This is a genomic window from Arthrobacter sp. LjRoot78, from assembly GCF_964254335.1.
In the GTDB taxonomy this organism is placed as follows: domain Bacteria; phylum Actinomycetota; class Actinomycetes; order Actinomycetales; family Micrococcaceae; genus Arthrobacter.
On record NZ_CAXUTG020000001.1, the window covers coordinates 3,810,338 to 3,834,533 of the forward strand.

The following is a 24,196-nucleotide window of genomic DNA, read 5'->3' on the forward strand; positions in this document are numbered from 1 at the left end:
ACTGATACCAACACAGTACCAAGACGGACACAGTGGCTCAAGGGACAGCGTAACGGGACTAAAGGCACTGGGAAACCCTTGCCGCGGCTGGGAGTCTGAACTGGCGGAATAACGCGGCGTCCCCGGGATACGAGGAGATGACCCAACGTGCGAATCGGATTGATCGCTCCGCCCTGGCTGCACGTGCCCCCGCCCCGCTACGGCGGCACCGAAGTGGTGGTGGACGGGCTGGCCCGCGGACTCGTTGCCGCCGGTCACGACGTGCTGCTTGCCGCCCCGGCCGGAAGCACCTGCCCGGTTCCCTTGGTGCCGGACATGCCTCCACCCAGCGCCGGATCGGCCGCCACCTGGTCCGCAGGTGCCGAGCTCTACCATGTGGCCCTGGCCTATGCCGCCCTGACGGACGTGGACCTTGTCCATGACCACACGGTGGCCGGCCCCTTCTTCCGCTACCGCCCGGCCTCGCTGCCCGTGGTCACCACCAGCCACGGGCCGTTCAGCTCGCAACTGGGCGACCTCTACCGGCTGATGGGACCCGATGTGGCCATGGTGGCCATCTCGCATCGACAGGCGGCTGACGCCGCCGGTGTGCCGATCGCCCGGGTGATCCACCACGGTATCGACGTTGACGCCGTGCCGGTGGGAGACGGCAGCGGCGGCTACGCGGCATTCCTCGGGCGGATGAGCCCGGACAAGGGCCCGCGGGAGGCCATCCTGATCGCGCGTCAGGCAGGCGTCAGGCTGCTGATGTCCGCCCGCATCCAGGGCCCGGAGGAACAGGACTTCTTCGACAGCCAGGTGGCCCCGCTCCTGGGGCCGGAAGTGGAATTCCTCGGAGAAATCACCGCGGCGGAAAAGTACCAGCTGATGGGCGGTGCCGTGGCGTTCCTCAACCCGATCCAGTGGCCGGAGCCCTTCGGGCTGGTGATGATCGAAGCGCTGGCAACCGGCACCCCCGTGGTGGGCACCGGTTCGGGGGCGGCACCGGAAATCGTGGACGACGGCGTCACCGGCTACCTCCGGACCGGCATCGATCAACTGGCCGATGCCCTGGCCCTGGCCCCCGGACTGGACCGGACTGCCTGTCGCCGGGCCGCTGAGCTGCGCTTCAGCGTGGGGCGGATGGTGGCCGATCACGTCTCCTTGTATGAGGAGATACTGCGGGGCCGGCGCCTGAATCAGTCCCCGGCCTCTTCCCCGCCCGGCTGAAGGTGTTGGAGGAACCAGTCCCTGGCCAGCGCCGCCGCTTCAGATAATGTTCCGGGTTCCTCGAAGAGGTGCGTTGCCCCCGGGACAACGGACAGCTGGCTGGGACAGCGCAGCAGCGCCTGGGCCCAGCGGTTGAGTTCCAGCACCTCGCGGTCGGCCCCGCCCACGATCAGGAGGGTGGGGGCGCGGACGGCGGACAACCGCTGGCCGGCAAGGTCCGGACGGCCGCCCCGGGACACCACGGCATCAATCCGGGCGCCGGGTTCCGCCGCAGCCCACAAAGCGGCACCGGCTCCCGTGCTGGCACCGAAGTACCCGATGCGGCTTCGGGCGGTGTCCGGCCGCTCGCCGAGCCACGCCGTCGCCGCAGTGAGCCGGCCGGCAAGCAGCGCGATGTCGAACACATTGGCGCGGTTGAGTTCCTCGGCCGGAGTGAGCAGGTCCAGGAGCAGGGTTCCCAGGCCCGCCCGCTGGAGGAAGGACGCCACAAAACGGTTACGGGGGCTGTGCCTGCTGCTGCCGCTTCCGTGCGCGAACACCACGACGGCGGCCCCCGCCGCCGGCAGGAACATGTGCCCCTGGAGCTGTGCCTCTCCCGCTTCGATCTGGACGTCCTCATCCACGGCCGTCCCGTTGGCAACGGTCTGGGCGCTGTGCAGCCGCTTCGCTGCCGCATCGAGCAACAGCACAACTTCGTCGTCGCCCGTGGGCGAAAAGTCACGGTAGTGGTACCCGACGGCGGTGAACTGGCGGGGCGTGGCCAGGCAGACGATTTCGTCCGGTTCAGTGAGGTCCGCGAGGGTGTCCGCCGGCGCCACCGGCACCGCCAGGATCACCTTTGCCGCGCCGAGCTGGCGGGCGATGCGGCAGGCAACCCGGGCCGTGGATCCGGTGGCGATTCCGTCGTCGACAATCACGGCGGTGCGGCCCGCAAGCTCGGTGCGGGTGCGCCCTTTCCTGAACCGGGCCACCCGCGACTCGAGCAGGGCGCGCTCCCGTTCTTCAACGGCAGCAAGCTCGGATTCCGTCACGCGCACATGGGAGATGATGTGCTTGTCCAGCACCCGCGCACCGCCTTCGCCGATGGCTCCCATGGCCAGCTCGGGCTGGAACGGGACGCCCAGCTTCCGCACCACAATCACGTCCAACGGCGCGTCCAGCGCCGCGGCCACCTCGAACGCCACCGGAACACCGCCCCGGGGCAGCCCAAGGATCACGATGTCCTGGCCGCGAAGGTATTCGAGGCGCTGCCCCAGCCGCCGTCCCGCTTCAACCCTGTCCTCGAAAATGCTCATGGCCAGCCGTTCGCCTCGTGGCTCATGGCCGCCGTGCGGGTCCGGGCAACCCAGGGGTATGCACTTCAGCATGCGGGGAGGGACTTCGGCGGCCGTTCTTCTCCAACTATCCGGCAGGCGGCGGCTGGCTGGGAGGGACTTTCGGCCCGGATTCCAGGGGCGTTGGCGGCCTTCGGCCAGCCCGCCCAGGGCAGCCACGGCCGCGTTGTCACACGCGTCCGGAGCCCGGCAACAGATGTATATAATTTCCCGGTACGGTTTAGCAGAGAGCCGTTGGATAGTTCTACGATCCGGTCCCCTCTGCCTGCCATCCGCGTCGCCACCGACGCGGCGGACGGCCGCGCTGCCGGGTCGTTTTGACCTGAATGAAACGGCAGCAAGAACATCGTGGCCAGCGAGTCGACCGCAAACACCGCAACGTCCATCAGCCAGCATCTGCACGAAATGGTGTTGAACAGCTCGGATGTGGAGCAATTCCTTCACGAACTCGCACGGGTTTCCGCGCGCAGCCTTTCCGAGCCCGGGGATGCCGTCCTCTGCGGGATTACCCTGCTCCGGCACCGTAAGGCAGCAACGGTGGCCAGCAGCAGCCCGGAAGCCCAAGCGATGGACGAAATCCAGTACGACTTTGGCGACGGCCCGTGCATGACCGCTTCCCGCGACCAGGTGACCGTGCACATCAAGGACCTCCGGGCCCATGAACGCTGGCCCAAGTACTCCAACACGGTCCTGGGGCACGGCGTCCGGTCCATCCTCGCCGTGCCGTTCCAGCTCGACGGCGACACCCGCGCGGCGCTGAACCTCTATTCCCACCGGCCCGGCCGGTTCGAGGGCAAGGTCCTGGAACTCGCCGAGGACTTTGTCAGCCAGACGTCCATGGCCCTCCGGCTGGCGGTGCGGTTCGCCCACTTCAGCGAAACGGCGGCCAATCTCAAGGCAACCCTGGAGTCCCGCACCGCGATCGACGTCGCCATCGGGATCATCATGGCCCAGAACCGGTGCAGCCAGGAGGAGGCCTTCGAGCTCCTGAAGGCGGCCTCAAGTGCGCGCAACGTGAAACTGCACGGCGTGGCTGCTGCCATTGTCGATTCCCTGGGCCAGGGCCCGGCCAGGACGCACTTCGAGCTGTAGCGGTTCAAAACATCGGCAGCAGGAATCCGATGACCAGGGCTGCTGCCCCGATGCCGCTGAGGATCCAGCCCAGGACCCCTGCAGCCTCGCCGCGGACCTCCGGCGCAGTGGTCCGCCAGCGGGTGGGCGTCTTCACGGCGTAGTGGATGGTGACGGCGTCACCCGGAGCCATATGCCTGATGTCGTGCGGGGACATGGGCGCGTTATGGACCTGGTAGTGGTGGTCGTACCAGCGGAAACCCACACCGCTCTCGTCGGAATAAACCACGCCCTCCGACTCGATCCAGTGATCATCGAAACGCCTCATCGTCCCCACGGCCACCAGAAGGATGAGGCCGGCGGGCAGGCAAATCCAGGTCAGCACTTCCAGGATGGGACCTGCAATGTCGAGAACTCCGGGCATGGTCATGATGGTACCTTTCCCGCGCATTCACGGGCCACATCCGCCGTCCGCTCCAGGGCGGGCCACGGGCCACATCCGCCGTGCCACACTGCCGACGTGCCACACTAAGGACTACTACGAGCGGGGCATGCCCAAGGGAGCAGCACACATGGTAACGGGGCAACGCACCCACCTGTTTGGCAAAGACAAGTGGCGCGGGAACGGCCTGTCCAGTGCGGACGTCTCCGAACGCGTCCGCGGAGGGCTGACCAACCTGGTCTCCAACGCATCCAGCCGCAGCCTGTGGGACATCCTCCGCGCCAATGTCCTGACGCTGTTCAACGCCATTGTGGCCGGCAGCTTCGTGCTGCTCCTGGCCCTGGGGCAGTGGCAGGATGCCCTCTTCGGGTTCGCCGCCGTCGGCAACGCCGTCATCGGGGTGGTCCAGGAATACCGGGCCAAGAAGTCGCTGGACCGGCTTGCGGTGCTGAACTCCCCGCACGCACGGGTACTCAGGGACGGCGCCATCCGGGACATTCCGACGGCCGAGGTGGTCCTTGACGACGTCATCCTGCTCTTCGCCGGCGACCAGGTGCCCGCGGACGCCGCCGTGTACGACGCCCACGGGCTGGAAATCGACGAATCGCTGCTCACGGGCGAGTCCAATCCCGTGGACAAAGCACCGGGGTCCGAGGTCCTGGCCGGGTCCAGTGTTGTGGGCGGCCAAGGCAGGGCCCAGGTTGTCCGAGTGGGGGACGACTCCTTCGCCGGCAAGCTTACGACGGCGGCCAAGCGTTTTTCCCTGGTTAACTCGGAAATCCGCACCGGCCTCAACCGGGTCCTGCGATGGATCACGTGGGGCCTCCTCCCTGTCATGGCCATTGTTGTCAACGGCGAGATGCACGCCCAGGGAGGCTGGAGCCAGGCGCTGGACACAGGCACATGGAAGACCGCGGCTGTGGGCGCCGTGGCAAGCGTCATCGCCATGATCCCGCTGGGCCTGGTGCTGATGGCCAGCGTCGCGTTCGCGCTGGGCGGGCTGCGGCTCGCCCGGGACGAGGTCCTCATCCAGGAACTGGCCGCGGTGGAAGGGCTGGCCCGGGTGGACATGCTTTGCCTGGACAAGACCGGCACCCTCACTGAAGGACGAATCATTTTCGACGGCGTGCACGACGCCGGCACCGCACCGGCGCAAGGGTGGAAGGAGGCCCTGGGCTGGTTCGGGGCCGACGCCGACGCAAACGCCACCGCCCGCTGCCTCGCCGCCGACTTCAGGTACGACAGCGGACCCCGCCCGGTATCCTCCGTCCCCTTCGCGTCGTCCCGGAAATGGAGCGCCGTCAGTTTCAACGACGGGGCTGCGCCCGGTGCCTGGGTGCTGGGCGCCCCGGCACTCGTCCTCGAGGCCACGACCCCGGGACACGTCCAGGCCCTGGCCTCTGCGGCCGGGCTGGCATCGTCCGGCCTCCGGACCCTTGTTTTGGCCCATGCCGGGCGGCCCATGGCTGCCAGGGAAGCGGAGGATGCAGCCCTGCCGTCGACGCTGGTGCCGGCCGCGTTACTGACATTCCGTGAAAAGATACGGCCCGACGCCGCCACGACCCTCGCCTACTTCCGGGAGCAGGGCGTCGACCTCCGCATCATCTCCGGTGATGATCCGCGGACTGTGGCGGCCATTGCCCGCGACGTGGGCCTGGACTCCGCTGACGGCTACGATGCCCGCGAGCTGCCCGAAGATCCCGAGCTCATGGCGGACGTCCTGCGGGACCACAAGGTGTTCGGCCGGGTCACCCCCGCGCAAAAGAAGGCAATGGTGGCTGCACTGCGCAGCCGCGGCCACGTGGTGGCCATGACCGGGGACGGAGTCAATGATGCCCTGGCGCTGAAGGAGGCGGACATCGGGATAGCCATGGGCACCGCCGCCGCGGCGACCAAGGCCGTTTCCCGGCTGGTGCTGCTGGACGGCCGATTCGACAGGCTTCCCGGCGTCGTGGCTGAGGGAAGGCGGGTCATCGCCAACATCGAGCGCGTCTCCATGTTGTTCCTGGCCAAGACAGCGTATGCCATTGCCCTTTCGGTGGTCTTCGGCGGTTTGCTGTGGGGCTTTCCGTTCCTGCCGCGACAGCTCTCCGCCACCGACGGGCTCACCATCGGCATCCCCGCCTTCTTCCTGGCACTCATGCCAAACACCCGGCTCTACAGGCCCGGCTTCCTCAAACGCTCCCTGACGTTCGCTGTCCCTGCCGGCCTCATCATCACCGCGGCCGTCCTTTCACTGAATGCCTATGCGGCGATCGCAGGCGGGTACGGGGAGGACTCCGTGCGGACCGGGTCGGTCATGGTGCTCGCCCTCGTGGCGCTCTGGGTGCTCGTGGTGCTCTCCCGGCCGCTGAACCGCTGGCGTCTCCTCATCATCGCCTCCATGTATGCAGGCCTGCTGGCGCTGCTCACCGTCCCGGTCATCACAGACTTCTTCGGCATCTCGTGGCCCCCGGACCACCTCCGCAATGCCGCCCTGCTGGCGGCGCTGGGCGGGTGCGCCGCCGTCGAGCTCGTGTTCCGGTTACGCCGCCGCCTCAATGTTTGACCGGGCGGCGGCCGCGGCGCCATGGACGCATAACCGCCTATGGCACTACTCGAACCCGTATGCACCTAGGGTGGAGGGGCATACGGTAGGCATCCGCCCGCCTGCGACTGATCAACTGATTGAGGAAACAAACATGGGTTTGGGCGACAAGATCAAGAACGCTGCCGAGAAAGCCATCGGCGAGGCCAAGGAAGCATTCGGCAAGCTGACCAATAACAGCAAGCTCGAGACCGAGGGCAAGATTGATCAGGGCACGGCCGACGCGAAGCACGCCGCCGAGGACGTCAAGGACACCATCAACGACAAGTAGTCGTTACTGATGGCCGGGGCGCGGAGATTTTCGCGTCCCGGCCATTTTTATGCCCCGCCGGCGGAGGGATCGGCGCGACGTCCCGTTGCAGGTTCCGGCACACGGCCGGGACCTTAGCCCCTTCCTTTTCGGAGCATCCGGAACCACTCTGGTCACATGGCAGCCTGCCCCGGGGGAACCGACAACGGCGGGCAATGATCGGTACAGGCGGCGACAGCCATGGACGAGCCAGTGGTGCACATCAGCGGTTTCCGGATGGACTTCGCGGACACCACCGTGATCCGCGACCTGTCCTTCGACGTGCGGGCCGGCGAGACGTTCGGGTTCCTGGGCAGCAACGGCTCGGGCAAGACCACCACCATCCGCGCGCTCCTGGGCCTGTACGAGCCCACGGCCGGCGTCCTCCACATCAACGGGCGGCCCTTCAAGCCCGAGCACGGCAGCAGGCTGGGCTACCTTCCGGAGGAGCGCGGGCTCTACAAGAAGGAAAAGGTTATGGACGTCATGACGTACTTCGGCCGGCTCAAGGGAATGGACCGGCACTCGGCGCGGCAATGGTCCCTGGCATACCTGGACCGCGTGGACCTTGCCGGCAAGGCCGCCACCCAGGTGGACAAGCTCTCCAGCGGCGAGCAGCAGAAGGTCCAGCTCGGCGTCACCATCATGAACCGTCCGGAGCTCCTCATCCTGGACGAACCCACCAAGGGGTTCGACCCCGTGAACCGCCGCCTCCTGATGGACATCATCGCGGAGCAGAAGAACGACGGCGCCACCGTGGTGATGGTGACCCACCAGATGGAGGAAGTGGAACGGCTTTGCGACCGCATCATCCTCCTGAAGGACGGCACGTCCGAGGCCTACGGCACCATCGATGAGGTCCAGAACAAGTACGGCGGCAGGGTGGTCCGCATCCGGCACGCCGGGCCCATCCCGCCGTCGCCGCACTATGAGGTGACGCTGGAGGAAACCAACTACGCGGAGCTCTCCATCACGGACGACACCGACGAAGCGGCCATCCTGCGCGAACTCATGGACGCCGGCATGGTCATCCGCAGTTTCATCACCACGAAGATCTCAATGGAGGACATCTTCATCCGCGTGTACGGGGAACACAACGGGTCCCCGGCACCCGCCCCCGGGCGTGTGGCCGCAACACGGGGTGCGTAGCCGTGGCCCAGCACAACCTTGGAACCGTCATCAGCTTCGAATTCGTCCGCACCGTCACCAAGCTTCGCTTCTGGATCGGCACCCTGTCCGTGCCCGTCATCATGGCCGTGGTGTTCGGGATGATCTTCCTCAGCAACACCAGCACCAGTTCCGCCGCCGAGGCCCAAAAGAACGCCCAGTTCAGCATCTCCTACCTGGATGCTTCCGGCCTGATCACTCCCGCTGACGCGGCCGCGTTCGGCGCCGTTCCCGCGGCCTCGTCCGACGCCGGGATACAGGATGTCCGGTCCGGCGCCGTCGAGGCCTACTTCGAGTTCCCCGCCCATCCCGAGGCGACTGCGGTGAAGGTCTACGGCGCGGACCGGGGGTTGTTTGAAAACGGCAAGTACGCCGCCGTCGCCCAGGCCATGCTGGCCCGCGCTGTGGCCGTGAGGATCGGTTCGCCCCAGTTGTCCGGGCTCGCGGCGGGGTCGGTGCAGGTGGAAACGGTGACCTACCAGGGGTCCGAGGTGGCCGGCGGCATGAACTCCGTGATTCCGCCGATGGCGTTCCTGGTGGTGTTTTACGGGCTGGTGGTGCTCCTCGCCGGGCAGATGCTGAACTCCACGCTGGAGGAAAAGGAGAACAGGGTCACCGAAATGATCCTCACGACCCTCAAGCCCACCACCCTGATCACAGGGAAGGTGCTGGCCCTGTTCATGGTGGGCCTGGTGCAGGTGGCGGTCTTCGCCTCGCCCATTCTGATCGGCGGACTCTTCTACCGTGATGCCCTGAGCATCCCCGCGTTCGAATTCTCCCAGCTGGTCTTCGACCCCCTGCGCATGACCGTCGGTTTCCTCATCCTCGTGGGAGGCTTCGCCCTGTTCACCACCACGCTGGTGGCCATCGGCGCCGTAATGCCCACAGCCAAGGAAGCCGGGAATTTCATGGGTGTGATGATTGCCCTGATCTTCATTCCGTTCTATTCGGTCAGCCTGGTGATCTCCGAGCCGCATTCCCTGATCGTGCAGGTGTTCACCTACTTCCCCTTCTCGGCGCCGGTCACGGCGCTGTTGCGGAACGCGTTCGGATCGCTGGGCGTCCTGGAAGCCGCAGTCGTGATCGCCATCCTCTACGTCGGCGCTGCACTGATGCTCCGTGTGGCCGTGCGGCTCTTCCAATACGGGTCCATCTCCTACACCCGGAAGGTCAGCATCAGGACCGCCCTCAAAGCTGGATCACGGCACGTTGTGGCCGGCCCGGCGGAGAAGTAGCCGGGACTTTGGCGGGGCGGGAGGCGGACCGTGCGGCTGGTTTTCCTCGGTGACGTGATGCTGGGCCGCCTGGTGAACGAGCGGCTCAGGTCAGCCCCGCCTGCCTACCCCTGGGGCGACACGCTTCCGGTCCTGGCGCAGGCGGACATGCGGTTCGCCAATCTCGAATGCGTCCTGGCCGACGGCGGGACGCCGCTGCCGGGGAAGGTGTTCCATTTCCGCTCGGACGTCCGGAACGCTGCCGCACTGACTGCCGCGGGCATCGACGCCGTCTCGCTCGCCAACAACCACGTGCTCGACTACGGGGCGGACGCCTTCCGGGAGTTGCTGCCTGCGCTGGACCGCAGCGGAATCCTGCACGCCGGAGCGGGGCCGGACCTGGAGGCCGCCCGGCGGCCGGTGATCCGGCGGGTGGGTCCGGCCGCCGTCGGACTCCTTGCCTTCACGGACAACCAGCCGGACTGGGAGGCGGGACCGTTCCGGCCCGGGGTGTACTACGTGCCGGTGGACGAACGGCGCCCGGACGACGCGAGGGTCCGGGACCTGCTGGCGCTGGTTGGCCGCACCAGGGCACGCACGGACCTGCTGGTCATTTCGGCCCACTGGGGCGGCAACTGGGGCGCCGATGTGCCGCCGGCCCACCGGGAGCTGGGGCATGCGCTGGTGGATGCGGGGGCCGACGTCGTGTTCGGGCATTCGGCGCATATCTTCCGCGGCGTGGAGCTCTACCGCGGCCGGCCGCTCATCTACAGCGCCGGCGACTTCATAGACGACTATGCCGTGGACCCCGAAGAACGCAACGACCAGTCGTTCATCTTCCGCCTCGAAATCGGCGGCGGCGTGCCCGTCCGGCTTCAGCTCCATCCAACCGTCATCACCGGGTTCCAGGCGCGGCTGGCCGGAAGAAGCTCACGCCGGATCGCAGTACGGATGCAGGAGCTTAGCGCCCTGCTGGGAACGCAGAGTAGGTGGGTCGATGAAACGAATGTGCTGCAAATACCGGTGGACAGTTAATCCCGTTTGTCCCGTTCGCTGAATTCCTCATCGAGGTCGAAATGCCTGAATTCGGTCTCCGGATTCGGTTCGCCCTCGGCCACGTACTCGTAATCCAGCTGGCGCTGGATCTGGCTGTCGAGGACCTGAAGTTCCGTGTCCTCGACCTTTGAGAGATCTTCCGGAAACTCGTCTTCCGGGGTGAGATGCAGCTTCTCTGACATGTCGTGCCTCTCTTGGCCAGGAACTGGGGTGCTGTTCTGGCAGCATCTTGGCATTTCCCAGATTATCGGTACCTGCCAGCGGGCGGAAGTCCAGTGAGCGGCAGACTAGCCGGCGGAAGCCGGCGCCCCGGCTTTGTCATCCGCTGTCCTCCGCCAGGCCGCCACGAGGAGCCAGCCGGTCCACCCGAGGATCAGCACTATGCCCGCCAGCGTGGGCAGGCTATTGGATGCGGAGAAGCCCTCGGCACCGATGATCCAGCCCTGCGCCAGGTAGGCCGCTCCGGACAGCGCCATCAGGTACCCGATGAACCGGGAGACCCTGCGCGTGGCGGCGATGCCACTGCCGAACAGGATGAGCGCTGAACCCAGCATGAAGCTCTGGTAGCTCCTGACTCCCCACTCAAGCCACCGGATGTCCTCCGCAGCCGCGAAGCGCAGGGCCTTCTCCCCCTCGGCGGCGCCGGCCCAGGCATCGACGGCATGTTTGAGCGCAACACCGTCCACACCCTGCAGGACACCGTAGAGGGCGAGCGCGGCAACGGCCGCCGCCGCACCCAGCCGCACGGCCCAGCCCGCTGGCCCGTGCCGGACGTTGAGGGCGTAGGCAAGCACCAGCAGTCCGCAGAGCAGCAGCGCCATGCCAACGAACTGCCCGAGGTGGACCACGATCCAGGCGTCGCTGGCCGCGTACTCGGCGAACGTCGCAGGGTGGTCGTTGGCGCTGGCCGCGTCCGGGTGCTGGAGTCCGGCCAGCAGCGAGGCAACGACGCCGGCGAAGAGGAGTGCGGCGGACAGCCGCAGCTCGGGGCGGCGGAGCCCGCCGTCGTTCTTTGTGTCTTCCATGTCCCTAACTCCCTTCCGCCGGCTGACAGCTACGGGTTTGCGGCCCGGTATGGCCGCCGGCGCAGGGCATGTCCGCTGCTGCCCTGGCCGGTGGTCCGGGACCTGACGGCGAGGTACGCCGCGACCGCCGCGGTCAGCACCGCCACCGCCGGGATGAACTGCCACCAGTCCACCGTGTCCATGCCCTGGGACGCGTTCATGGAACCGTGCAGGAGTCCCAGAAACAGGATGCTTCCGCCGGTTCCCACGAACACCATACCCAGTAGGTAACGCGCTACGGCGGCGAACCCGAAGAGCACTCCCCAGGACAGGGCAACGTCCGTCCACGGGGTCGCTGCGAACCCCCGCGCGGCGAAGGCCTGGGGCAAATGGATGAGGGCGAACGGGATGGCAGTCAGCAGTGAGCCTGCAAGCACGCCCTTCCGGTCCATCAGCCGGCGCTGGACCACCCCCGCCCAGGCCAGTTCCTCCCAGACGTTGCCCAGCAGGGCGCCGATGACCACTGCCTTCAGCAGGTACAGCCCCGCGGTTGTTGCCCACCCGCTGCCGGGCTCACGGAGCGTGCCGGTCGCGACGGCGGTCAGGAGAGTCAGCAACGGCAGTGCCAGCAACGCCATGGCATACCAGCCGGCGCCCACACGCCAGCGGACCACCCCGCTGAAGAGGCGCCGGACGCCGGCACGGCCATCCGTCGCCGCCGTCACAAGGACGGCCGTCCCCAGCAGGCTCAGCAGTTCCACCAGGAGCCCGGGAGTAACGTCCTTGAGCAAGACGATGGCAAGACACTGCGCCAGCCAGGCCAGCGGGATGGCAAGGATCAGGAAAGCGGCGACCGGGTGCGCGGCTATGCGGTCCTTGAGCCGCATGCGGATGCTTCCCGCGGAGTTCGGTGCATTCGATTCAACGCTCATGATGTGCCTCGGTTCAGGCCAAATCACCAGATGCGAACAGCTGCAGAGTACGCCGGTTGCAACGCTGAATCCATAGTTTCCGGTGCTGGGTTTCCCGAGCGGGCCGCCGGCCCGTCAGCGGCCATGGGTGGTCCTGGCCTTCCTCTTCCGCCCGCCGCGGACCAGCTGTCCCCGCAGGGGGCGGGCTGCCGGGGTGCTGAAGCGGGCCGCGCGGCGGGAAATGTGGTGCGTGGGCCGCCGGCGCGGAATGACGGCCGGCCGGACAGGAGGCTGTTGGGCTGTACGGGCAAAGAACCAGCGCTTGGCGAATTCGACCATGACCAGATACACCACCGTCATGCCCAGCAGCGCCAGGAAGAAAGGCGTGGGCAGCGGATCGAACCCCAAAACACCCGCCAGCGGAGACAGCGGGAGGAAGACGCCCAGTGCCACCACGCCCAGGGATGCGCCCAGCAGGCCGGCCGAAGGCCTGCTCCGCAGGAAAGGAACCCTCCGGGTGCGGATGGCAAAAATGATCAGTGTTTGCGTGGCGATCGATTCGATGAACCAGCCGGCCCGGAATTCCCCGGGCACCGCGTTGAACGCGAACAGCATCAAGGCGAAGGTGGCGAAGTCGAACAGGGAGCTGATGGGTCCGAAGAGGAACATGAAACGCCGGATGAAGCCGATGTTCCAGTGCGACGGGGCCAGCAGCTGTTCCTTGTCCACGCGGTCGCCCGGGATCGCCAGCTGGCCGGTGTCGTAGAGCAGGTTGTTCAGCAGGATCTGCCCGGGCAGCATCGGCAGGAAACTTAGGACGACTGAGGCCGTGGCGGCACTGAACATGTTGCCGAAGTTGCTGGAGGTTCCCATCAGCACGTACTTGATGGTGTTGGCGAAAATCCTCCGCCCTTCCATCACCCCCTCTGCCAGCACGCCCAGGTCTTTGTCCAGCAGGACAACATCGGCGGCGTCCTTTGCCACATCGGTGGCGCTGTCCACGGAGATGCCGATGTCCGCCGCGTGCAAGGCCAGCGCGTCATTGACGCCGTCGCCCATGAACCCGACGGACCCCCCGCTTTGGCGAAGCAGGCGGATGATCCGGGCCTTCTGCTCCGGCGAGACACGGGCGAAGATGCTCGCCTCGCGGGCCGCTGCTGCCAGCTCGGCATCAGAGAGATTTTCCACCTCGGCGCCGGTGAGCGTGCCGCCGGAGAGCACTCCGAGCTCGTCACAGACCTTCTCGGCAACCTTGGCGTTGTCCCCGGTGGCGATCTTGACCGTGATGCCGAGCGCTTCGAGCTGGTCCAGCGAAGCCCTGGCGTTGGCTTTGGGCCGGTCCAGGAAAACCAGCAGCCCCTCCAGGACCAGGTCCTGCTCGTCGGAGGGTTCAATCGCCGCCATTCCTCCAGCCGGCCGGCTGGCGACGGCCACCACGCGGGAGCCCGCGTTGAACTGTTCGTCCAGCATCGCCTGCACGCCCGCCGGGATGTCCACGCAGAGTGCCAGGACATCTTCCGGCGATCCCTTGGTGACCATCCGCGCCGCTCCGCCGTCCATGCTGACCAGCACGCTGGTCCGGCGCCGGAGGTGGTCGAAATCGATGACGTCGAGCCGCTCGTAGCGGTCCGGCTGGAACCCCGCGGCGTCGGCGGAGGCCCAGAGTGCCGTGTCCAGCGGGTTCAGTCCCACCATGGAGACCTTCGCTTCCGCGTAGTCCGCTTCCGTGGCGAGAAGCCCCAGCGTCAACAGGGCGCCCGGGGACACTCCCTCCCTGGCGGGCAATGCTGCGGTGAAGCTGATCCTGCCTTCGGTGAGGGTGCCGGTCTTATCGGTGACGAGCACGTCCATGTCCCCGAGGTCCTCAATGCACACCAGCCGTTTGACCAGCACCTTGCGTTTGGCCAGCTGACGCGTGCCCGTCGCCAGGCTGGTGCTCACGACGGCCGGCAACAGCTGCGGGGTGATTCCGACGGCGATCGCCAGCGAGAACAGCAGGGATTCAATGACAGGCCGCTGCAACAGGAGGTTGGCGATGAAGATCAGCGAGGTGAGAACCAGGGCCACCTGCAGCAGCAGGTAGGAGAAGCGTTTCAGGCCGAGCTGGAACTCGGTCTGCGGCTGCCGCTCACCGAGTCCCAGGGCGATCCGGCCGAATTCGGCCCGCCCGCCCGTGGCCACAACCACCCCTGTGCAGCTCCCCGACTGGATCACGGTCCCCATGAACACGCAGGACGTCAGGTCCGCGAGCGCTACGGCACCGGTGACTGGCGCGGGGTCTTTGCTGACCGGCAGGGATTCGCCGGTCAGGATGCTTTCGTCGCAGAGCAGGTCTTTGGCCGTCAGCAGCCTGATGTCGGCCGGGATGATCGCACCGATGGCCAGATGCACGACGTCGCCGGGCACCAGGGCGGTGACGCCGACTTCATCCATGGTCCCGTCGCGGAGAACCGCGGCCAGGTGAGTGACCCGCGAGTGCAGGGCCTCGGCGGCGCGTTCGGCCCGGAACTCGTTGGTAAAGCCCAGACCGACGCTGACCAGCAGGATCACGCCGATCACGATGGAGTTTGTGGCATCCCCCAGGAAGAGCGATAGCCCGGCAGTGATGGCGAGAAGGATCAGGATGGGGCTGCCCAGTTGCCGGCCCAATACGGACCATCCGCTCGCTTGATGCGTCCGCACGGCGTTGGGGCCCACGGCAGCCAGCCGTTTTGCGGCTTCCCCGCTGGCCAGCCCACCGCTGCCGGATTCCAACTGGTCCAGGACCTCTTCCACGGGAAGCTGCGCGGCATGCGCCATCGTCACTTGCCCGGGCAAATGCCCGTGGACCTGGAAGTCCGGCACGTGGAGTTCCTGCACGTCAGGACAGCCGCCACACGTAAGCGTAGGGCTGCGGGAACTGGGTGATCCGGAAGGCGCGGACCACGATTTTGGCCGGGCCCGGCGGCATGCCCGTCCAGAGGACCTGCTCCACGTTGTTCCCGTGGTCGAAGCCGGCAGAGGTCCCGGAATTTCCGTGCCGCTCGCTGCCGTCGGCCGCCTGCACAATGAGGTCGAGGTCGTTCTGCAACTGGGGACCGGGCGGATCGGACCACACGAGGGTGATCTTCAGCGTCACCCCGGCTGCGGTGAGTTCCGGGTCCCCGGCGGGACCCCGGTTCCGCCTCCCCTTGGCAGCAACCTTGGGGACTTCAGCAGGGATGTCGATGGCGAAGGAGTCCTCCTCCCCCTGCTCCAGCGGGCCGCCTTCGCCCAGGCCCGCGTTGCCCGGCTGCCCGGGAAGGACCACGGACCGGCCCAGGTTGACCCGGCCCCACCCGGAGTTCCCGTTCGGTGATTCGCCGGCCTCACTGGGGTTGTACTGTCCCGGCAGCACATCGGCGCCGTTGATCAACAGGGCCTTGATCAAGGCAGCACTGGGGGCGGCCAGCCCGTTCTTCACCAGTGTTTCCCGCAGCACCGCCACGCAGCCGGCAACCAGCGGGGTTGCCATGGACGTGCCGGAATCGAAGAAGAACAGCGGATCGGTGGAAGTGCCGAAGGTGCTGCCCATCGGGGCGTTCCGCGACAGCGTGGACAGGATGCTGGTTCCCGGGGCCACGACGTCGGGTTTGATCCGGCCTTCCTTCGTGGGCCCGCGGCTGGAGAAAGCCACCATCCCGTCCGGGTTGTTGGCCTGTTTGTCCCGTTTGACGGGGTTCGCGGGGAAGTCACCCGGCCAGTACGTGCCGTAGGAGGGCGCAAAATCCTTGCGGAGGCTTTCGCTGGCTCCCACGGTGATGCAGTTCTTGGCCGCGGACTGGGATCCGATGGAGTTCGAGTCCACCGTGCCGTCGCTGTTGCCGTCCACGCCGTCGTTCCCGGCTGCAAAGCAGATCACCTGGTCCGGGTGGTTCCATACGAATTCGTCGATCTCCCGCGAGCTCGCGTCGTAGGGCAGGTTGAGTCCGGGCACGCCCCACGAATTCGTGTGCACGCGGGCGCCGTCGTCATACGTCTTTTGGAAGAGGTCGTTCAGGTTGACCGGGATGCCGCCCAGACCGCCGTTGGTGTCGAGCAGGCTTTGCAGGATCAGCATGGCTTCAGGTGCCGTGCCCTCAATGTCCCCGCCCATGGTGGCCGAATTTCCCCGGCCCAGCACGGAGCCGGCCACGTGCGTGCCGTGGCCGTGCGGATCGTCCGCCTTGTCCGGCGCCGTGCGGCCCAGCGCATAGAGTGTCTGGACCCGTCCGGTGAACGCCGGATGCGGATTGGCGGCGTCGCCGGTGTCGAATCCTGTGTCCGCAACGGCCACCGCTTCGCCCTCGCCGCGGTAGACGGTACCGTTGACCAGCACCTCGGCATTCAGGATCTGCCGGGCAACGTTGTTGAAGAGCTGGCGCTCCCGGACCGGGTGGATCTCGCGGATCTCGTCGATCTTCGCCAGTTCCGGGAGCTGGCCCACCGACGTGGTGATGCGCAGCTTTCCCGGGGTCACCGCCACGGCGTCGGGCTCCACCCGGGCCGCCACGGCAACCCGGGCGATCAGGTCCGGGCCGGCCTCGATGCCCGGGTGCAGCAGCAGGTCCACCTTTTCCAGCCGGCGGTCCGGATGCGGTTCGTGGTCCGCCAGCGACCGGACGTTGCCGGTGTCCGCCCCGCGCGGCAGCAGGGGCGGCGGGATCTTGAAGACCCTGGAGTAGACGTCGGCCCAGCTCACGAACGGCAGGGCGCGCACCCGGTCCAGGTCTGCCGGCGGGAACGCTGCAAGGTAGGTGTTGTCCGATACGTATTCCTGCATCTCGACGTCGATGCCGGCAAGTTCCGCGCGCTGTTCCGCCGTCAGCGGCTCCGCGGTCTGGATGAGGATGTGGTCCGACTCCGAGGCGTCCTCGGCAACCAGTCCGGCGTCACGCAGGGCACGGTTCTGTTTGATCGGATCAATGGTGATGCCGTTGATGGTGATGTCAGACATGAAGTTGTGCCCCCTGGCGATCAGCCGGAATTGCGCCGCCGGAAACAGCCTCGGCACCCGGTGGCCGCATGTGCTCTAGAAGGAGACCCGGACCCCGCCGAGCGGGGCCCCGGAAGGTGAGCGTCAGCATACGCTCGGCACCCTAGGCGGTCAACGGCGGGTGGAAAGCCGCCCCGCAGCGGGCACCTCCGCGGGCATCTCAGCGGGCACCTCAGCGGGCAGAGTCCCGTCGTCCTCGTACGCGTCCGCTCCGGCGAGGTCGCGGCCGGCGATGTAGCCGAAGGTGAGGGCCGGTCCCAGATTGATGCCGCCCGCAGGGTAGTGCCCGCCCATGACGTTGGCATGGTCGTTGCCAGCAACGTAGAGCCCATCGATCGGCCGGCCGTCGTTGTCCAGGACGCGGCTGCGGCCGTCCGCCTCCAGTCCGGCGAAGGTGCCGAAGCTGCCGGGAACCACGCGGACCGCGTAGAAAGGACCTTTCTCGAGCGGACCCAGCGAGGGGTTGGGCCGGTTCCCGGCGTCGCCGCCATAGCGGTTGAACGCGGTCTCGCCGCGTCCGAAGTCGGGGTCCACGCCGTTGCGGGCGTTCCGGTTGAACTCCGCCACGGTGGCTTTGAGACCGGCGGGGTCGATCCCGCACCTCGCCGCGAGCTCCTCGACGGTCCGCCCCTTCTTGAGGTAGCCGGAGCGAAGGTACGGGAACAGCGGGACCGGCAGCGGCTTGGCCATGCCCAGCGGGAACCTGCGGACGAACCGGCTGTCGGCAATCTGCCACGACTCCGCGATGCCGCCCGCGGGCGTGGCTTCCATCAGCGCGGCTACGTAGTCGTAGTAGCCGTTGGCCTCGTTGACGAAGCGCTTGCCGTTCGCGAGGACGCCGATGCTGCCCGGCTTGGCGCGGTCCATGATGTGCGGGAAGGTGCCTGTGCGGCCGGTGCGGTACGGCACCAGCGACACGGGGCACCACGCCGCGGCGGACTTGACGTCGGTCTTGAACCGGGCGCCCACGGCCTGGGCCAGGCTGATGCCGTCGCCAGTGGTCTCCGCGGGTGCCAGCGTCCAGTGTTCCCGGCCGGTGGGAGTATGGGGGAAGAGTTCCTTCCGGCGGTGGATGTCGTTGGGGAAGCCGCCGCCGGCGAGGACGACGCCTCGTGCTGCGTTGATCTGCAGCTCACCGTTCCGGGAGCCGACGACGGCGCCGGTCACCTTGCCGTTGTTGTCGGTAAGTAGCCGTTTCCCGGGCGTGGAAACGCGGATATCCACACCGAGATCGTCAGCGGACTTCAGCAGGCGTCCGGTCAGGGCGGTGCCGTTGACCAGTTGCATGTTGCGGCGGTGAATCAGCAGGTCCAGGAGGTGGAGGCCCATGCGCCGGCCGGCGTGGAAGATGCCTTTCGGGTTGCCCTGCGAGGCGGAGAGGAATTTGGTGAGGTCCGGTCCGGCCATGATGCCCATGCCCAGGAAGGACGTCTCGTAGAGCTGGTGGCGCATCTTTGCCCGGAGTTCCGGCCGGATCCGGCGGGCGTTGATCGGCTTGGGGCCCACTGAGCGGTTGCCGGTGCCTGCGCCCGGTACCTTGCCGTAGATGTCATTGATCCTGGTTCCCGGGACGAACTGGAGGGACGTCTTGTGCTGGAAGAACCCCACCATGTGCGGCACGGCATCGAGGAAGGCGTCCACCTTGTCTGCCTGGTACTCCTGCCCCAGGGTGTGGCGCAGGTAGGTGCGGAACGTTTCCTTGTCCTCGTTCACGCCGGCAGCCCTGGCCAGGGGGTTGCCGGGGGTCCATGCCCAGCCTCCGGACCAGGACGTGGCCCCGCCGCAGACCTCGGCCTTTTCCACCACGATGACTTTGAGGCCGTGATAGGCGGCGGTGACCGCGGCGGACAATCCGCCGGCACCTGATCCGACCACCAGGACATCGCAGTCCACGGCGGGAAGCCGGCGGTCCTGTCCAATAGCGGCCGGTGCCGGCGTGGAGTCGGTGCTCGCGTTCATGGGGTTCTCCATTGTGGGTCTCTCGGTGTCTCTCAGTGTCGGTAGTGGTTAGTGGCCGAAGGTGTCTGAATCGAGGCGCGGCGGGGCGCCGGTCTCCAGTGCATTGATGGCGGCCAGCTGGTCCGCTGTCAGCTCAAAGCCGAAGACGTCCAGGTTCTGCCGCTGACGGGTGTCGCTGGCGGACTTCGGTGTGGCGATGCGGCCCTGCTGGACATGCCAGCGGAGCACGATCTGCCCGGGCGTCCTGGCGAGCTCCTGCGCCGCTCCGGTAATGGCCGGGCTGGCCAGGAAGTCGCCGTTGCGGCCCAGCGGGCTGTACGCACCGGTGGCAATGCCGTGCTCGCGGTGGAAGGCCAGCTGTTCAGGCTGGCCGTGGGCGGGGTCCACCTGCACCTGGTTGACCGGCACCGTAAGTCCGGCTCTTTCCACTGCAAGCAGGTGGGCGGGCTTGAAGTTGGAGACGCCCCAGGCGCGGATGACGCCGTCGTCCGCCAGCTGCTGGAGCCCTTCGCAGGCCTCGACGAACCGGCCCAGCACGGGGTTGGGCCAATGGACCAGGAACAGGTCCAGGTAATCCACGCCGAGTCGGGCCGCCGAGCGTTCAAAAGCGGTGCCGACGCCGTCCCGGCTGTGCCAGTCCCGGTTGAACTTGGTGGTGATGAAGATGTCCTGCCGGGCGATGCCGCTGCGCCGGATGCCCTCCCCCACCGCCTCTTCATTGCCGTAGTTCTCAGCAGTATCGATGTGCCGGTAGCCGTTGTTGATGGCGCGGTTCACCGCATCCGCGGCGTCCTCCCCCACCATCGGCCAAGTGCCCAGCCCGATCAGCGGAACGTGGACGCCGGGGGCAAGCTCCGTCGTCGTGCTTTCCAGTACTTCGCTCACTTGGTCCCTGCTTCCTGGAGGCTCTCCGCTGCCGCGAGTACGGCGTCGGAGGCGGCTTTGAGGTTCCGGGCCCAGCCCGGTTCGCCGAGTTCGGCAGCCCGCCGGTCCGACGGCGTCTCGACGCTCACGGGCGTCCCTGCCGGGAACGCAGCCACCAGCGCGGCCAGATCGAACCCGCCTTCGCCGGGGACACCGCGCTCGGAACGGGACTCGGCCACCAGGTCCTCGCGGCTGGAGGGCCGCTGCACCGGACCGTCGCACAACTGCAGCAGCGGGACGAGGTCCGTACTGGCTGCCAGCTGGTCGAGCGTGCCGCCGAAGCGGTTGAAGTGCAGGGCGTCCACCACGATCTTGCATCCCGCCGCCCGGGCCAGCTCGGCCGCGGCGGGGATCGAATGCACCGCCTGGTAGGAGATCGGTTCCAGCGTGGGCACGATGCCGAAGCCCCGGCCGTCCTCCGTCATCCGGGCCAGGGTGTCCGCCAGCCGCGCGGTGTCCGCATCGGCGCCGGCAACGGTCAGCGAGCCGGCGCCCAGCGCCTGGCCTGCTTCCATCATCCGCAGCCAGGCCTCGCGCTGTTCGCTGCCGTCCAGCAGCAGGAACTCTATGTCCTTCACCGTCACCCCGGTGTCCCGCATCCGGGCGAGGGTTTCCCTGAGCATGGGTGACCCCGGCTGCAGGTCGTACGCCCGCTCGGCCGCGGTGACCGGCCGCACCCGGGCGCCAATGAAGTCGAAGCCTGCCCCGGCGGCGATGGTCACGAGGTCCGGCGGCGCTGTCCCCACGAGGGAAAGCTGGGCCAGGCCCACCTGGCGGCGTGGCGGGGTGTTCATGATGCTGCTCCGTTCAGGGAAAGGTTCGCTGGATCTCGACGGACTCGGTCACAGGTGGGGCCGGCGGCCAGTGCGGCGGCCACGCGCTGGGCGGCGTCGTAGCCGCTCTTCACGGCGTTGGAGGCGATGGCCGGGGTCTGGTCCACCACCGTTCCGGCGAGGGTCACGGGAACCCCGGCCGCGAAACTCAGCTCCGCGTCGCGTTCACGGGCCGGCACGGAGCCGTCCAGCGGTGCAACCGAACGGGAGACCAGCAGCGGCCCGGGGGCGTCCAGCCACTCGCCGCTGCTGAGCCGGATCCGGGCGCCGTCGTACTCCTCGATCGCGGCGCCCAGCCGGATCCGGACCCGCGGATTCTGCTCCAGCCGGGGCACGGCCAGGATCTTGGCGCGGCGGCCGGATTCCGGCGCGATGACGTCCTGCGGCCCTACCAGCAGCACAGCGGCGCCCCGGTCCGCCAATGTGTCCGCCACGCTCATGGCCACGGAGTCGGCCCCCCAGATGGTCACCGCTGCGGGGACTTCGCCGCTGGAAGCGCCGCCGTCCAGGACGGCGGGGTGGGCGGCGAGCCATTCGCGCACGTCCAGGACGTTGTGGGAATCACCGCCGGTGAACCGGGCGGCCGGGCGCAATCCGCCCGTAGCCAGCACAACAGCGTCGGCGCCGGTTTCGCGTACCAGTGCGGCGACGTCGTTCGTGTTTACGTGCGTGCCTAGCCGGACGTCGACGCCGAGCCGGGCGTTCTCCTCCGCCGACCATTCGGCGAAACGGTGGAAGTCCGGGGTGGACTTCATCCGCTCCGCGAGGGCGAACTGGCCGCCGGGGCGGGCACCGTCGTCGAGCACTGTCACCTGTGCGCCGGCTTCGGCGAGTTCACGGGCTGCGGTGAGGCCGGCGGGGCCTGCGCCCACCACCACAACGCGGGAGCCTTCACGGACGGCGGGCGTGGGGACGGGGACGCGGGAGCGGCCCACGGCCGGGTTGACGGTGCAGGTCACCTGGCCGAGTCCCAGGTTATCGATGCAGACGTTGCAGGCGATGCACGGCCGGTAGCGTTCGCCGTGGAGGACGCCGCCCACAAAGGCGGGGTCTGCGTGGATGGCGCGGGCCAGGCTGACGAAGTCGCAGGTGCCGTCGCGGAGGACCTCTTCAATGATGGCCGGGGAGTTCAGCCGGCCGGCCATGCCCAGCGGAAGGCCGAACCGGCGGTAGGCCTTCGCGTAATCGGCAAGGACGCCCGGCTTCCATTCGCCGGACTGGACGATCCATTCGCCGGCCTCGTAGCTGCCGGCGGAGATGTCCAGGAAGTCGAGGTGCTCGAGGTGGGCTTTGGCGATGATGGCCAGCTGCTGTTCCGCGCTGATGCCGTCCGCTGGACCCTCCACCACGGAGACGCGCATGCCGATGATGGCATCTGGCGCGGCCTGCCGGACTTCGTCGATCACCAGGTTCATGAAGCGTTCGGGGGCGGCGAATTCGTCAGTGCGGTGGTTGGAGATGGGGGACATGAACTGGTGGATCAGGTAGCCGTGGGCGCCGTGGATGTTGATGACGTCGAAGCCCGCGTCCACCGCACGGCGGGCGGCCTGGCCGTAGGCTTCCGCGAGGTCGTGGCATTCCCCGATGGTGAGTTCACGGGGCACCTCGCCGCCGGCCACGTCACACGGCACCGGCGACGGCGCCAGGTTCTTGTATCCCGATACCTCGGCCTGCGCGGTGCGGCCACCGTGGTTGATTTCGACGGCGGCGAGCGCACCTGCAGCGTGCAGGGCGTCCGTGAGTTTGCGCAGGCCCGGGACCATGGCGTCGGTGTGCAGGCCCAGCTGGTGCGTGCGGCCTTTGCCGTCGGCGCGGACATAGGTTGCTTCCGTGGTCACCAGGCCTAGGCCGGCCTGGGCACGGGTGACCAGGTAGTCGATGTACTGGTCCGTGATCCGGCCGTCGGTGGTGCCGTAGTTGCGTTCCATCGGAGCGGAGGCGAGGCGGTTCCGGAGGGTCCGCGGAGTGCGGCCGTTGCGGCCGAGGGTCAGCGGCAGGGCTGCGTAGCGTTCCGTGGTCATGGGGTTCTCCTAATTTGCTGCCGGAATCCGGGCGGTGAGTTGGGCTGCCGGGGCTTCCGGCGCCGATGCCTGGCCGGTGATGCTCCGCTGGTCCACCGCGGCGAAGCGGACCGGGACGCCCGTGCGGGAGGATTCGTACACGGCCAGCAGGATGCGCAGCGCCCTGGTGGCGTCCTCGCCCGTGATGGCCGGCTCGGTGCCGTTTTCCAGTGCGGCCACGAAGTCGCGGACCTGGCTGGTGTGGTGCGGGATGAGCTGGCCGTTGATGGTGGCCAGGTCCACGTTGGGACGGATGCCTGCGGGGTGGACGGCTTCTGTGGTGATGGTTTCGCCGACGGCCCACAGGTCCACCCGGCCGTCGCTGCCCTCCGGGAACTCGGTGAGGGATGCCGAGGCGCCGGTCTCGCCGGTGATGCGGATCTGCACGCCCAGGCTGGGCGACACCGCCGTCGAGGCCTCCAGCGTTGCCATGGCTCCGGAGGCGAAGGTCAGGACCGCTGTGGCGGAGTCCTCTACCTCGATGTTGGCGCCGTGCTTGTAGCTGTTGATCTTGCCGTAAACCTCCGCAATGTCCCCCATGAACCACTGCAGCAGGTCGATGTAGTGGATGGCCTGCGTCATCAGGACCCCGCCGCCGTCGTTGGCCCAGGTTCCGCGCCAGGCGTCCTTGGAGTAGTACTCCGGTTCGCGGTGCAGCATCACCGAGCACTGCCCCATGACGGGGCGGCCCAGGGTGCCGTCATCGATCGCCGCCCGGATCCGCCGGGCGCCCGGCCAGAAGCGGCGCTGGAAGAGCACGCCCAGCTTCACCCCGGCGTCGGCGCACGCCGCGGCCATCCGCTCGGCCGAGGGCAGGTCGGTGGAGATGGGCTTCTCGCAGAGCACGTGGACGCCGGCCGCGGCCGACTGCAGCACCACTTCCTCATGGGTGGGGTGCGGCGTGCAGACCGAGATGATGTCCACGCCGAGATCCAGCAGCTCGCCCACCGTATCCACGGCGTTCGGCACATGCCACGATTCGGCAGTGGCACGGGCCCGGTCCAGGTCGATGTCGCAGACCCCGACGATCCGGACGTTGTCCAGGGCGCCGAAGGCCTCGAGATGGTTGCGGGAGATGGCGCCGCAGCCAACGATGCCGACGCGGAAGGTGCGGGCGGGTGCGGATGCTGATGGAGTCACGGG

Annotated in this window: 19 protein-coding genes; 7 read left to right on the forward strand and 12 right to left on the reverse strand. The window is 67.8% G+C overall.

Annotation, left to right across the window (positions count from 1 at the left end):
• The first annotated feature begins 147 nt into the window (after window positions 1–147).
• On the forward strand, window positions 148–1,209 hold the full coding sequence (locus tag ACSQ1X_RS17720; protein WP_436058626.1) for a glycosyltransferase family 4 protein: 1,062 nt from the start codon (window positions 148–150) through the stop codon (window positions 1,207–1,209).
• Here ACSQ1X_RS17720 and ACSQ1X_RS17725 read toward each other — a convergent pair.
• Window positions 1,179–2,504, reverse strand: coding sequence for a phosphoribosyltransferase family protein (locus ACSQ1X_RS17725; RefSeq protein WP_436058627.1), 1,326 nt, complete (start codon window positions 2,502–2,504; stop codon window positions 1,179–1,181). The genes ACSQ1X_RS17720 and ACSQ1X_RS17725 overlap by 31 nt on opposite strands.
• Before the next feature lie 387 nt (window positions 2,505–2,891).
• Here ACSQ1X_RS17725 and ACSQ1X_RS17730 point away from each other — a divergent pair, with 387 nt between their 5' ends.
• Window positions 2,892–3,635, forward strand: coding sequence for a GAF and ANTAR domain-containing protein (locus tag ACSQ1X_RS17730; RefSeq protein WP_055807333.1), 744 nt, complete (start codon window positions 2,892–2,894; stop codon window positions 3,633–3,635).
• Window positions 3,636–3,639: 4 nt separating this feature from the next.
• Here ACSQ1X_RS17730 and ACSQ1X_RS17735 read toward each other — a convergent pair whose 3' ends face one another.
• Window positions 3,640–4,044, reverse strand: a complete 405-nt coding sequence (locus ACSQ1X_RS17735) for a hypothetical protein (RefSeq protein ID WP_326951076.1) — start codon at window positions 4,042–4,044, stop codon at window positions 3,640–3,642.
• A 142-nt stretch (window positions 4,045–4,186) separates the two neighbouring features.
• Here ACSQ1X_RS17735 and ACSQ1X_RS17740 point away from each other — a divergent pair, with 142 nt between their 5' ends.
• The 5 genes from ACSQ1X_RS17740 (at window position 4,187) to ACSQ1X_RS17760 (ending at window position 10,348) form a co-directional block, all read left to right on the forward strand.
• Entirely contained in the window at window positions 4,187–6,604 is a 2,418-nt protein-coding gene (locus ACSQ1X_RS17740; RefSeq protein ID WP_436058628.1) for an HAD-IC family P-type ATPase, read from the forward strand.
• A gap of 133 nt (window positions 6,605–6,737) precedes the next feature.
• Window positions 6,738–6,914 carry a CsbD family protein gene (locus tag ACSQ1X_RS17745; RefSeq protein WP_082507011.1) on the forward strand — a complete coding sequence of 59 codons (177 nt, stop codon included), beginning with the start codon at window positions 6,738–6,740 and terminating at the stop codon, window positions 6,912–6,914.
• A gap of 219 nt (window positions 6,915–7,133) precedes the next feature.
• The gene (locus tag ACSQ1X_RS17750; RefSeq protein WP_436058629.1) at window positions 7,134–8,081 is read left to right on the forward strand and encodes an ABC transporter ATP-binding protein; all 948 of its coding nucleotides are present in this window, start codon (window positions 7,134–7,136) and stop codon (window positions 8,079–8,081) included.
• Window positions 8,082–8,083: 2 nt separating this feature from the next.
• Window positions 8,084–9,334, forward strand: coding sequence for an ABC transporter permease (locus ACSQ1X_RS17755; RefSeq protein WP_436058630.1), 1,251 nt, complete (start codon window positions 8,084–8,086; stop codon window positions 9,332–9,334).
• A gap of 30 nt (window positions 9,335–9,364) precedes the next feature.
• Window positions 9,365–10,348: a CapA family protein gene (locus ACSQ1X_RS17760; protein WP_436058631.1), complete on the forward strand. Its 984-nt coding sequence runs from the start codon at window positions 9,365–9,367 to the stop codon at window positions 10,346–10,348.
• Here the strand turns inward: ACSQ1X_RS17760 and ACSQ1X_RS17765 are convergent.
• The 10 genes from ACSQ1X_RS17765 to ACSQ1X_RS17810 all read right to left on the reverse strand — a co-directional run bounded on the left by ACSQ1X_RS17765 (window position 10,345) and on the right by ACSQ1X_RS17810 (window position 24,193).
• Window positions 10,345–10,551 (reverse strand): hypothetical protein, encoded by a 207-nt coding sequence (locus ACSQ1X_RS17765; RefSeq protein ID WP_055807347.1) that lies wholly within the window; start codon window positions 10,549–10,551, stop codon window positions 10,345–10,347. The two genes, ACSQ1X_RS17760 and ACSQ1X_RS17765, sit on opposite strands and share 4 nt — an antisense overlap.
• Window positions 10,552–10,656: 105 nt before the next feature.
• Entirely contained in the window at window positions 10,657–11,394 is a 738-nt protein-coding gene (locus tag ACSQ1X_RS17770; RefSeq protein ID WP_436058632.1) for a hypothetical protein, read from the reverse strand.
• A gap of 29 nt (window positions 11,395–11,423) precedes the next feature.
• Window positions 11,424–12,305 carry a CPBP family intramembrane glutamic endopeptidase gene (locus ACSQ1X_RS17775; RefSeq protein WP_436058633.1) on the reverse strand — a complete coding sequence of 294 codons (882 nt, stop codon included), beginning with the start codon at window positions 12,303–12,305 and terminating at the stop codon, window positions 11,424–11,426.
• A 114-nt stretch (window positions 12,306–12,419) separates the two neighbouring features.
• The gene (gene mgtA / locus ACSQ1X_RS17780) at window positions 12,420–15,128 is read right to left on the reverse strand and encodes a magnesium-translocating P-type ATPase (protein WP_436058634.1); all 2,709 of its coding nucleotides are present in this window, start codon (window positions 15,126–15,128) and stop codon (window positions 12,420–12,422) included.
• 16 nt (window positions 15,129–15,144) lie between these two features.
• Window positions 15,145–17,238 carry a S8 family serine peptidase gene (locus ACSQ1X_RS17785; RefSeq protein ID WP_436058635.1) on the reverse strand — a complete coding sequence of 698 codons (2,094 nt, stop codon included), beginning with the start codon at window positions 17,236–17,238 and terminating at the stop codon, window positions 15,145–15,147.
• 150 nt (window positions 17,239–17,388) lie between these two features.
• On the reverse strand, window positions 17,389–19,236 hold the full coding sequence (locus ACSQ1X_RS17790; RefSeq protein WP_436058636.1) for an FAD-dependent oxidoreductase: 1,848 nt from the start codon (window positions 19,234–19,236) through the stop codon (window positions 17,389–17,391).
• Between the two features lie 48 nt (window positions 19,237–19,284).
• Window positions 19,285–20,121: an aldo/keto reductase gene (locus tag ACSQ1X_RS17795; RefSeq protein ID WP_436058637.1), complete on the reverse strand. Its 837-nt coding sequence runs from the start codon at window positions 20,119–20,121 to the stop codon at window positions 19,285–19,287.
• Window positions 20,118–20,954, reverse strand: coding sequence for a sugar phosphate isomerase/epimerase family protein (locus tag ACSQ1X_RS17800; protein WP_436058638.1), 837 nt, complete (start codon window positions 20,952–20,954; stop codon window positions 20,118–20,120). Before ACSQ1X_RS17800 ends, ACSQ1X_RS17795 begins: the two co-directional genes overlap by 4 nt.
• Complete coding sequence (locus ACSQ1X_RS17805) at window positions 20,951–23,014, reverse strand: FAD-dependent oxidoreductase (protein WP_436058639.1); 2,064 nt, start codon at window positions 23,012–23,014, stop codon at window positions 20,951–20,953. Before ACSQ1X_RS17805 ends, ACSQ1X_RS17800 begins: the two co-directional genes overlap by 4 nt.
• Window positions 23,015–23,023: 9 nt before the next feature.
• On the reverse strand, window positions 23,024–24,193 hold the full coding sequence (locus tag ACSQ1X_RS17810; RefSeq protein WP_436058640.1) for a Gfo/Idh/MocA family protein: 1,170 nt from the start codon (window positions 24,191–24,193) through the stop codon (window positions 23,024–23,026).
• Between the last annotated feature and the right edge of the window lie 3 nt (window positions 24,194–24,196).